The sequence below is a fragment of the Mycobacterium sp. 852002-51971_SCH5477799-a genome (assembly GCF_001667145.1).
Lineage (GTDB): Bacteria > Actinomycetota > Actinomycetes > Mycobacteriales > Mycobacteriaceae > Mycobacterium.
This window is the reverse complement of sequence record NZ_LZIF01000106.1, coordinates 150,387-161,878: the sequence shown is the minus strand read 5'-3', so window position 1 is coordinate 161,878 and position 11,492 is coordinate 150,387. Positions and strand designations below refer to the sequence as shown.

The following is an 11,492-nucleotide window of genomic DNA, read 5'->3' as shown; positions in this document are numbered from 1 at the left end:
AGACAGGGGTTGCTGCGGCAAGGGACCGGACGGGCGTGGCGCGGGGGGGCTCGGCCGTTCGGGCTGCAGACGGTCCCGCAGGAATTCGTCGCGCTCGTTCATGGGCTCCTCGCGTGCCGGGTGGTCGATCGTCGCGCCGATGGGGCGGCGGCAACGACCGCGCTACGTGATCATCGCCACCGTCCAACCTGCGACGCCGGGTGTGATCATTTCCGTCCAGTATCTCCTGTCGCGCGCCGTACGCGAATGCGCAAACACGGGCGCGTCCGGCAACGCGCGGCCGTGGCGCGCCCGGCTGGGCGTTGAGCAAGCTCATACCCGCCGCCAGCGACGTCGCCGACCGGCCCAGCGACGTCGTCAGCAAACTCGCAGAGCGGGGCGGCTTCGGGTCGGCACCTCCCGGCAGACCCGCAGCTGCGGAAAGAAATCGCGGCCCCGGACCGGGGGTGGGCATAATTGGAGCTCAACCGCAGCAGCGAAATTTACGACGCTGCCAACCGGCGGTTAGACTTGACGAAGTTGGCATGTCAGGCGGGTATTGTCATATCGTTTTACGACTTGTCGAGACCGGTTCCAGGCCGCCGTTCAAAGCTGCACGGGCATCCCTAACAGGATCATCTCCGCCTGGGGCACAGCCCATCGAGACAAGACCGAAGGGGTTCCAGCCCGCAACCTCAAGGGTGCGACCTCGTCGGGGCCGCTGGAAACGGCCGCGCGGAACGTTCAGGTGAAGGGTCAGGTGCATATGACGCCCAAGCGCGTCGGGTTATACAACCCCGCGTTCGAGCACGACTCGTGCGGGGTTGCCATGGTCGTCGATATGCACGGCCGTCGTAGCCGCGACATCGTGGACAAGGCAATCACCGCGCTGCTGAACCTCGAGCACCGGGGTGCCCAGGGCGCCGAGCCTCGCAGTGGTGACGGCGCCGGCATCATGCTTCAGGTCCCCGACGGTTTTCTGCGCGAGGTCGTCGACTTCGAATTGCCCGCCGAGGGCAGCTACGCCACCGGCATCGCGTTCCTGCCGCAGTCGTCCAAGGACGCCGCGACGGCGTGTGCCGCGGTGGAGAAGATCGCCGAAGCCGAGGGCCTGACGGTGCTGGGCTGGCGCAACGTGCCCATCGACGATTCCTCGCTGGGCGCCCTGTCCCGCGACGCGATGCCCACCTTCCGGCAGGTATTCATGGCGGGCGCATCCGGCATGACGCTGGAGCGCCGCGCCTACGTGGTGCGCAAGCGCGCCGAGCACGAACTGGGCACCAAGGGTCCTGGCCAGGATGGGCCCGGTCGCGAAACCGTATATTTCCCAAGCCTTTCCGGTCGGACACTCGTCTACAAGGGCATGCTGACCACGCCTCAGCTCAAGGCGTTTTACCTTGACCTGCAAGACGATCGGTTGACGAGCGCGCTGGGCATAGTGCACTCCCGGTTCTCCACCAACACCTTCCCGTCGTGGCCGCTGGCGCACCCCTTCCGTCGCGTCGCGCACAACGGTGAGATCAACACCGTCACCGGCAACGAGAACTGGATGCGCGCCCGCGAGGCGCTGATCAAGACCGACGTTTTCGGGACCGAGGCCGACGTCGAGAAGTTGTTCCCGATCTGTACGCCGGGCGCGTCCGACACCGCGCGTTTCGATGAGGCCCTCGAACTTCTCCACCTGGGCGGGCGCAGCCTGGCCCACGCGGTGTTGATGATGATTCCCGAGGCCTGGGAACGCAACGAGACGATGGACCCCGCGCGGCGGGCGTTCTACCAGTACCACGCCTCGCTGATGGAGCCGTGGGACGGCCCCGCGTCGATAACGTTCACCGACGGGACCATCATCGGCGCCGTGCTCGACCGTAATGGCTTGCGCCCCTCGCGAATCTGGGTCACCGAAGACGGCTTGGTGGTCATGGCGTCCGAGGCCGGCGTGCTGGACCTGGACCCGGCCAAGGTGGTCCGCCGGATGCGGTTGCAGCCCGGGCGCATGTTTCTGGTGGACACCGCGCAGGGCCGCATCGTCGCCGACGAGGAGATCAAGGCGGAGCTGGCCGCCGAGCACCCGTACCAGGAGTGGTTGGACAAAAACCTGGTCCCGCTCGACGACCTGCCGCAGGGCAACTACAAGCGGATGCCGCATGACCGACTGGTCAAGCGCCAGCAGATATTCGGCTACACCTACGAAGAACTCAACCTCCTGGTCGCGCCGATGGTGCGCAGCGGCGCGGAGCCAATCGGATCGATGGGCACCGACACGCCGGTCGCGGTGCTCTCGCAGCGGCCCCGGATGCTCTACGACTACTTCCAGCAGCTGTTCGCGCAGGTGACCAACCCGCCGCTGGACGCCATCCGCGAGGAGGTGGTGACCAGTCTGCAGGGCACCACCGGCGGCGAGCGCGACCTTCTGACGCCGACCGAGCGCTCATGTCACCAGATCGCGTTGTCGCAGCCGATTCTGCGCAACCGGGAGCTGGCGAAGCTGGTCAACCTGGACCCCGAGGCCGAGGTCAATGGCCGTCCACACGGCATGCGTTCCAAGGTGATTCACTGCCTGTACCCGGTCGCCGAGGGCGGCGCCGGGCTGGCCGCCGCGCTCGAGGAGGTGCGCGCGCAGGCCTCGGCGGCGATCGCCGACGGCGCGCGAGTGATCATCCTGTCCGACCGCGAATCCGACGAACGGCTGGCGCCGATCCCGTCGCTACTCGCGGTGGCGGGGGTGCACCACCACCTGGTGCGCGACCGTACCCGGACCCACGTCGGCCTGGTGGTGGAAACCGGTGACGCCCGCGAGGTCCACCACATGGCCGCACTGGTCGGCTTCGGCGCCGCGGCGATCAACCCGTACATGGCGTTCGAGTCCATCGAGGACATGCTCGATCGCGGCGTGATCGAGGGCATCGACCGCAAGACGGCGCTGAGCAACTACATCAAGGCCGCCGGCAAGGGCGTGCTGAAAGTCATGTCCAAGATGGGCATTTCGACGGTCGCGTCGTACACCGGTGCCCAGTTGTTCCAGGCGGTCGGCATCTCCGAGGACGTGCTCAACGAATACTTCACCGGTTTGAGCTGCCCCATCGGGGGCGTCACCCTGGACGACATCGCCGCCGACGTCGCCGCCCGGCACGCACTGGCCTACCTGGACCGCCCGGACGAGCGGGCCCACCGCGAGCTCGAGGTGGGCGGCGAATACCAGTGGCGCCGCGAGGGCGAGTACCACCTGTTCAACCCCGAGACCGTCTTCAAGCTGCAGCACGCCACGCGCACCGGCCAGTACAAGGTGTTCAAGGACTACACCCGTCTGGTCGACGACCAGAGCGAGCGGATGGCTTCGCTGCGCGGCCTGCTCAAGTTCCGGGCCGGGGTCAATCCGCCGATTCCCCTGGATGAGGTCGAGCCCGCCAGTGAAATCGTCAAGCGCTTCTCGACCGGGGCGATGAGCTACGGCTCGATCTCGGCCGAGGCACACGAGACGCTGGCCATCGCAATGAACCGGCTGGGTGGCCGGTCCAACAGCGGGGAGGGCGGCGAGGACGTCAAGCGGTTCGACCGCGATCCCAACGGCGATTGGCGGCGCAGCTCGATCAAGCAGGTTGCCTCCGGGCGGTTCGGCGTCACGTCGCACTACCTGACGAACTGCACCGACATCCAGATCAAGATGGCCCAAGGTGCGAAACCCGGTGAGGGCGGCCAGCTTCCGGGGCACAAGGTGTACCCCTGGGTGGCCGAGGTTCGCCACTCCACGCCCGGTGTCGGCTTGATTTCGCCGCCGCCGCACCACGACATCTACTCCATCGAGGATCTGGCGCAGCTGATCCACGACCTGAAGAACGCCAACCCGACCGCGCGGGTGCACGTCAAGCTGGTCTCGGAGAACGGCGTCGGCACGGTGGCCGCGGGTGTGTCGAAGGCCCACGCCGACGTGGTGCTGATCTCCGGGCACGACGGCGGCACCGGCGCCACCCCGCTGACCTCGATGAAGCACGCCGGTGCACCGTGGGAGCTCGGGCTTGCCGAGACGCAGCAGACGTTGCTGCTCAACGGATTACGCGACCGGATCGTGGTTCAGGTCGACGGTCAGCTCAAGACGGGCCGCGACGTGATGATCGCCGCGCTGCTCGGCGCCGAGGAATTCGGCTTCGCCACCGCGCCGCTGGTGGTCTCCGGCTGCATCATGATGCGGGTCTGCCACCTGGACACCTGCCCCGTCGGGGTGGCCACTCAAAACCCGGTGCTGCGCGAACGCTTCACCGGCAAGCCCGAGTTCGTCGAGAACTTCTTCATGTTCATCGCCGAAGAGGTGCGTGAGTACATGGCGCAGTTGGGCTTCCGCACGATCAACGAGGCCGTCGGCCAGGTGAACTCCTTGGACATGACGCTGGCGCGGGCCCACTGGAAGGCCCACCGGCTGGATCTGGCCCCGGTGCTGCACGAGCCGGAATCGGCGTTCATGAACCAGGACCTGTACTGCAGCTCACGCCAAGACCACGGTCTGGACAAGGCGCTCGATCAGCAGTTGATCGTGATGAGCCGCGAGGCGCTGGACTCCGGAAAGCCGGTGCGGTTCTCCACGACCATCAGCAACGTCAACCGCACGGTGGGCACCATGCTCGGCCACGAGGTCACCAAAGCCTATGGCGGACAAGGGTTGCCGGACGGAACCATTGACATCACCTTCGACGGCTCCGCGGGCAACAGCTTCGGTGCGTTTGTGCCGCGCGGCATCACGCTACGCGTCTACGGCGACGCCAACGACTACGTCGGCAAGGGCCTGTCCGGTGGCCGGATCGTGGTTCGGCCCTCGGACGACGCGCCCCAGGACTACGTCGCCGAGGACAACATCATCGGCGGCAACGTGATCCTGTTTGGCGCGACCAGCGGCGAGGCATACCTGCGCGGCGTCGTCGGCGAGCGGTTCGCCGTCCGCAACTCCGGGGCGCACGCCGTCGTTGAGGGCGTCGGCGACCACGGTTGCGAATACATGACCGGCGGCAAGGTTGTCGTCCTCGGCCGCACGGGCCGCAACTTCGCGGCGGGCATGTCCGGCGGCGTGGCCTACGTTTACGATCCGCAGGGCGAATTCCCGGGCAATCTCAACGCCGAGATGGTCGCGCTCGAGACCTTGGATGAAGATGACTACGAGTGGTTGCACGGCATGATTCAGGCACACGTTGATGCCACCGATTCCGCTGTCGGCCAGCGGATCCTGGGTGACTGGCCGCAACATCAGCGGCATTTCGCCAAGGTGATGCCCCGAGACTACAAGCGGGTGCTGCAGGCCATCGCCGAAGCCGAACGCGACGGCGTGGATATCGACAAGGCGATCATGGCGGCCGCGCATGGCTGATCCGAGCGGTTTCCTGAAATACACGCATCGGGAATTGCCGAAGCGCCGGCCTGTCCCGCTGCGGCTGCGCGACTGGCGCGAGGTCTACGAAGAATTCGACAACGAGACCTTGCGCGAACAGGCGACCCGCTGCATGGACTGCGGTATTCCGTTCTGCCACAACGGTTGTCCGCTGGGCAACCTGATCCCGGAATGGAACGACCTGGTGCGCAGGGACCGGTGGCGCGATGCCATCGAACGGCTGCACGCCACCAACAACTTTCCCGACTTCACCGGGCGGCTGTGCCCGGCGCCCTGTGAACCGGCCTGTGTGCTCGGCATCAACCAGGACCCGGTGACGATCAAGCAGATCGAGCTGGAGATCATCGACAAGGCCTTCGACGAAGGCTGGGTGCGGCCGTTGCCGCCGGAGGAGAAGACCGGAAAAAAGGTCGCCGTGGTCGGTTCCGGGCCGGCGGGTTTGGCCGCCGCCCAGCAGCTGACCCGCGCCGGCCACACGGTCACCGTGTTCGAGCGGGCCGATCGCATCGGTGGACTGCTGCGCTACGGCATCCCGGAATTCAAGATGGAAAAGCGTGTCCTCGGCCGCCGGCTGGACCAGATGCGAGCCGAGGGAACCGAATTCCGGGCCGGGGTCAATGTCGGCGTCGACATCACCGCCGAGCAACTGCGCGCCGACTTCGACGCCGTGGTGCTGGCCGGCGGTGCCACCGCAGGGCGTGATCTGCCGATCCCCGGCCGTGAGCTGGACGGCATCCACCAGGCGATGGAATACCTGCCGTGGGGTAACCGCGTGCAGGAGGGCGACGACGTGCTGGGCCCCGACGGGGAGCCGCCGATCACCGCCAAAGACAAGAAGGTCGTCATCATCGGCGGCGGGGACACCGGCGCCGACTGCCTGGGCACCGCGCACCGGCAGGGTGCGAAAGTCATCCACCAGTTCGAGATCATGCCGCGTCCGCCGGAGACGCGCGCGCCGTCCACCCCGTGGCCGACCTACCCACTGATGTACCGGGTGTCCTCGGCGCACGAGGAAGGCGGCGAGCGGGTGTTCTCGGTCAACACCGAGGAGTTCGTCGGCGAAGACGGTCACGTGACGGCGCTCAAGGCGCACGAGGTGACGATGCAAGACGGCAAGTTCCTCAAGGTGGAGGGGTCCGAGTTCGAACTCGAGGCCGACCTGGTGTTGCTGGCGATGGGATTCGTCGGCCCCGAAAAGGAGGGCCTACTCACCGACCTCGAGGTGAAGTTCACCGAGCGCGGCAACGTCGCCCGCGGCGCCGATTTCGACACGTCGGTGTCGGGCGTCTTCGTTGCCGGCGATATGGGTCGTGGCCAGTCGTTGATCGTCTGGGCGATAGCTGAGGGCAGGGCCGCGGCCGCCGCGGCGGACCGATTCCTGATGGGGTCGACCGCACTGCCGGCGCCGGTCAAGCCGACCGCCGTGCCGCTTCAGTAGTAACAGCAGTCACACCAGAAACGCGGCCGGATTTGCCCGGCGAGTCTCCCACTGTTTGCCAGACGGCAGGTGTCTAATAACCCGTTGTGAGCCCGCTCACATGGGGGTCACACCGGTTTCCCGGTTGAACGGACCGATCGCAGGAGAGATTCTTGTGCATATCCACCCATTACCTCGGACACGGATGGGGCGAATCGCCTGGTCATGGTTGCGTCACCCGGTGAAAAGTCGGGAATTTCCTGCCAAACACGAGCGCTTGGTGACCGCTCAGGACTTACTGCTCTTCGGCGCCTGACCGCCCGCCCGGCGCCTCGACTGGCGCGCGGCGGGTTTGCTCAGAGTGTGCCCGGAGGGATTTTCGCCGGACAGTCCGGGCTGCGCCGTGAGAGCGGCATCACCGCTCCCATAGACCCGAGTCGCGGATCGCCTCGGCGAGCGGTTCCAGCACGGCCGGGTCGTGCGGCGGGGGAAGGTAGACGATGCCCAGATCCAAGCCTTCGGCGGCCAGCCCGGCCGCGTCCTCGATGACTTTCCCGTAGTCCAGGTCCGGCTCCAGGCGCAGGTGTGCCGAGAGCGTGATCTCCTTGGGATCGCGGCCGATGTCCGCGCAGTGCGAGGCCAGCACGTCACGCTTGTGGGCGAAGACGTCGGGCGGACCGCCCACGAAATTCCAGTGTTGGGCGTAGCGGGCGGTGATCCGCAGGGTGCGCTTCTCCCCACTGCCGCCGATGCAGATCGGCGGGTGCGGCCGCTGCGGCCCCTTGGGCTCGTTGCGGGCGCCCTTGAGCTGGTAGAACTTGCCGTCGAAGTCCGTGGTCTCGCGGCTGAGCAGGCTGGTCAGCACCTCGCACGCCTCCTCGAAGCGGTCGAAGCGTTCCTTGATGCTGCCCAGCTCGATGCCGTAGGCGCCCGACTCCTCTTCGTTCCAGCCGGCGCCGATCCCCAGCTCGAGCCGTCCGTTCGAAATGATGTCCAGCGCGGCAACCATGTTGGCCAGGACCGCGGGGTGGCGGTAGTGGATACCGGTCACCAAAGTCCCCACCCGCAGCCGCTTGGTGGCCTGCGCGAGCGCGGTCAGCGTCGTCCAGCCCTCCAGGCAGGGCCCGCTGCTGTCGGAGAAGATCGGGTAGAAGTGGTCGAACGTCCACCCGGACTCGTAGACCTCGATGTCATCGGCCGCTTGCCAGACGGAGAGCATCTGTGCCCAGGTGGTGTTCTGCGGGGAAGTCTTGAAAGCGAATCGCATGCCAATGACGTTAGCCGGGGTTTATGAAGGGCAACTAAACTCAGGCGCGCGATGACTGCTGTGTGTGGCTCCCTCGGAATAGACACCAAGATCACCCTGCTGGCGGCGGGCCTGATCTTCCTGCTTGCGCTGATTCTGGGCGTGTGGAAATACCGCGAGATGATGACGTCGGAGACCCACCTTGCGCATCCCTACGTCGACATCGCTCACCGCGCCGCGTTGCTGTATTCGTTCGCGACGCTGCTGCTGGCCGTCTTCGTTCAGCTGAGCGCCTGGCCGGTGTGGGTGAACCTGACGGCCGCGGGCGTGGTCGTCTTCTTTTTCGTGGCGGCCATCCTGGCCTACATCTACCACGGGGCGCGCCGCGACACCGTCAACCAGTTCGAACACGCCGACCGGAGCATCGCGGTCGCGATGACGCTGCTGATCGCCGGGGAGATCGGCGGGTTCGGCGTGCTGCTCGCCGGGTTCGTCGCCGGCCAGCTCTGGTGAGCGGGGCGGGCACACTGGAGTCATGGATCCGGTAGCGGCGTTACGGCAGATCGCCTACTTCAAGGACCGGAGCCGGCACGATCCCAGGCGCGTGATGGCCTATCGCAACGCGGCCGACATCATCGAGGCCCTCGACGAAGCGACCCGCGAGCGTCACGGCCAGGCCAACAGCTGGCAGACGTTGCCGGGCATCGGCCCCAAGACCGCCAAGGTCATCGACCAGGCGTGGTCCGGCCGCGAACCGGACCTGTTGGTCGAACTCCGTTCCACCGCAGAGGATCTCGGCGGCGGTGACATCCGTTCCGCGCTGCGCGGCGATCTGCATCTGCATTCCAACTGGTCGGACGGCTCGGCGCCGATCGAGGAGATGATGGCCAGCGCGGCGGCGCTGGGCCACGAGTACTGCGCACTGACCGATCACTCGCCGCGACTGACGATCGCCAACGGCCTCTCGCCCGAGCGGTTACGCAAGCAGCTCGACGTCATCGAGGGCTTGCAGGAGAAGTTCGCGCCGATGCGCATCCTCACCGGCATCGAGGTCGACATCCTCGAGGACGGCAGCCTCGACCAGGAACCCGAGCTCCTGGAGCGCCTCGACGTCGTGGTGGCCAGCGTGCATTCCAAGCTGTCGATGGATGCGCCCGCGATGACCCGGCGGATGCTGCGCGCCGTGGCCAACCCGCACGCCGACGTGCTGGGCCACTGCACCGGCCGGCTGGTCTCCGGGAATCGCGGCATCCGGCCGGAATCCAAGTTCGACGCCGAGGCGGTGTTCACCGCATGCCGCGACCACGGCACGGCGGTCGAGATCAACTCCCGCCCCGAGCGCCGCGATCCGCCCCGCCGGCTGCTGAACCTGGCCCTGGAGATCGGATGCGTGTTCAGCATCGACACCGACGCCCACGCGCCCGGCCAGCTGGATTTTTTGGGCTATGGCGCGCAGCGGGCGCTGGACGCGGGGGTTCCCGTCGACCGGATCGTCAACACCTGGCCAGCCGAGCGGCTACTGGAGTGGACCGGCTCAAATTAGTCCGGTAGGTGCGGCATTTCGAAGCCCGGATCGCGGCCCAGCAGCACCGCGGGCGTGAGCGCCGACTTGCCGTAGCGCCGGCGCACCCGGTCGATGGCCGCGTCGATGTCATCGCCGGGCACGCGACGCTTCAGGTCGCCGAACGGCAGCATCAACTGTTGGGAGCCGCCGCGGTCAATGCCCGACACCGCGAATCCGACCAAAGTCAGGCCGCGCTGGGCGACCAGCGGCGCGGCATCCGCGACCAATCGACGTGCGGCGGCCAGGAGAGGCGCCGTGGACGAGGTGGCCCACGGCAACGTGTGCGATCGGGTCACGCGCGTGAAGTCGTCGAAGCGCAGCCGCAGCATCACCGTGCGACCGGTACGTGCCGCCGCCCGCATGCGGCCGGTGATGCGGTCGATAAGATTCACCACCACCGCGTCGATTTCGTTGTCCGACATCGTATTTCCGGCGCGCCCCAGCGCCCGCTGAGCGCCGACGGACCGGCGGTGCACGCCGGTGGTCACACGACGACGGTCGATATTGCGGGACAACGCGTACAGCTGGCGGCCCATCGCACCGCCGACCATCGAGCCCAGTGCGGACTCGCTGAGCTCGGCGACGTCCGCGACGGTCACGATGCCGTGCGCGCGCAGTTTCTCAGCGGTCACCGCGCCGACACCCCAGAGCCGGCGCACCGGCAGCGGCCGTAGGAACGCCAGCTCCTGATCGGGCGGCACCAGCAGCAGCCCGTCGGGCTTGGCTTCCTGGCTGGCGACCTTGGCGAGGAACTTCGTGCGGGCGACGCCGACGGTGATCGGCAGCCCGACGCGGTCACGCACATCGGCCCGCAGCCGCTCGGCGATCGCGACCGGCGTGCCGCTGACCCGGCGCAGCCCGCCGACGTCGAGAAAGGCCTCGTCCACCGACAACGCCTCGACGATCGGGGAGCAATCGCGGAACACCTCGAAGACCGCATCACTCGCGCGCGAGTACGCGCTCATCCGCGGGGGCACCACGACGGCGCGCGGACACAGCCGCCGCGCTTGCGACCCGCCCATGGCCGTCCGCACGCCGTAGGCCTTGGCGTCGTAACTCGCGGCCAGCACCACACCTCCGCCCACGATCACCGGGCGCCCGCGCAGGGTGGGGTCGTCGCGCTGTTCGACGGACGCGTAGAACGAGTCGAGGTCCGCGTGCAGGATGGAAGCATCGCACCGCACGAACATATGTTCGCATACTGTCCCGACAGGTGCTGGTCAGCAGGCCTTGCCGTAGACGCTGCTGACCCAGACATGCACCAGCGTGTCGAGCAGTTGCTCGTCGGGCACCGACGGTCGCCCGTCGGCGAACGAGCTGAGCATGACCTTCTCGTTGAGCAGGTTCAGCGCGGCCGACAGATTGCGGGCCGGCAGCGTCACCGGCGCGGCGCCGCGGGCCCGCTCGGCTTCGATCACGGTGGTGGTGTGCTCGACCCATTTCTCCATGAAGCGCGACCACAGCTCGCCGACGTCCTTGTTGGTGCGCGCGGCGTCGGCGGCCAGCGACACCGCCCGATGCGCCCCGAACGTCTCGACGAACACATTGATCCCGATGCGCCACAACGCTTTCAAGTCGGCGGGCGGATTGGCGACCATGGTCTCCAGCGCGGAGTCGGCTTCCATGATCACGCGCTCGAACAGGGTGAACAACACCGCGTCTTTGGACGGAAAGTAAAAGTAGAACGTCGGCCGGGACAGTCCGGCGCCCTTGGCCAGGTCATCGACCGAGATGTCGGCGAGCGAGCGCTCTCTTAGCAGCCGCTCGGCGGTGGACAGGATGGCCAGTTCACGGTCGTCGCCGGAGGGGCGCGCAGAACGCCTGCCTCGGTGGGTGCGGGCGGAACCGACGGTAGTCACGGCCGCTACTTTACACGGTGTTGAAAGTTTCGACATGGTGTTGACTGACTCAACAC

The 11,492-nt window shown here is 67.1% G+C and carries 7 protein-coding genes; 4 read left to right on the top strand and 3 right to left on the bottom strand.

All coding sequences use genetic code 11. The features are described from left to right. Window positions 1-745 precede the first annotated feature (745 nt). Both gltB and A5753_RS16425 read left to right on the top strand, forming a co-directional pair. Window positions 746-5,329, top strand: a complete 4,584-nt coding sequence (gene gltB / locus A5753_RS16430; RefSeq protein WP_067130194.1) for a glutamate synthase large subunit — start codon at window positions 746-748, stop codon at window positions 5,327-5,329. Continuing rightward, the gene (locus tag A5753_RS16425; RefSeq protein WP_067130156.1) at window positions 5,322-6,788 is read left to right on the top strand and encodes a glutamate synthase subunit beta; all 1,467 of its coding nucleotides are present in this window, start codon (window positions 5,322-5,324) and stop codon (window positions 6,786-6,788) included. The genes gltB and A5753_RS16425 overlap by 8 nt, the downstream gene beginning before the upstream one ends. Before the next feature lie 394 nt (window positions 6,789-7,182). On the opposite strand, the gene A5753_RS16420 is transcribed toward A5753_RS16425, so the two are convergent. Then, window positions 7,183-8,034: an LLM class F420-dependent oxidoreductase gene (locus tag A5753_RS16420; protein WP_067130153.1), complete on the bottom strand. Its 852-nt coding sequence runs from the start codon at window positions 8,032-8,034 to the stop codon at window positions 7,183-7,185. 51 nt (window positions 8,035-8,085) lie between these two features. Between A5753_RS16420 and A5753_RS16415 the strand changes: the two genes are divergently transcribed. Both A5753_RS16415 and A5753_RS16410 read left to right on the top strand, forming a co-directional pair. Next, window positions 8,086-8,526, top strand: coding sequence for a hypothetical protein (locus A5753_RS16415; protein ID WP_067130150.1), 441 nt, complete (start codon window positions 8,086-8,088; stop codon window positions 8,524-8,526). A gap of 22 nt (window positions 8,527-8,548) precedes the next feature. Further along, complete coding sequence (locus A5753_RS16410; RefSeq protein WP_067130146.1) at window positions 8,549-9,556, top strand: PHP domain-containing protein; 1,008 nt, start codon at window positions 8,549-8,551, stop codon at window positions 9,554-9,556. Here A5753_RS16410 and dinB read toward each other — a convergent pair. Both dinB and A5753_RS16400 read right to left on the bottom strand, forming a co-directional pair. Then, window positions 9,553-10,767: a DNA polymerase IV gene (gene dinB / locus A5753_RS16405; RefSeq protein WP_067130143.1), complete on the bottom strand. Its 1,215-nt coding sequence runs from the start codon at window positions 10,765-10,767 to the stop codon at window positions 9,553-9,555. The genes A5753_RS16410 and dinB overlap by 4 nt on opposite strands. Before the next feature lie 30 nt (window positions 10,768-10,797). Next, window positions 10,798-11,472: a TetR/AcrR family transcriptional regulator gene (locus A5753_RS16400; protein WP_369829326.1), complete on the bottom strand. Its 675-nt coding sequence runs from the start codon at window positions 11,470-11,472 to the stop codon at window positions 10,798-10,800. Window positions 11,473-11,492 lie beyond the last annotated feature (20 nt).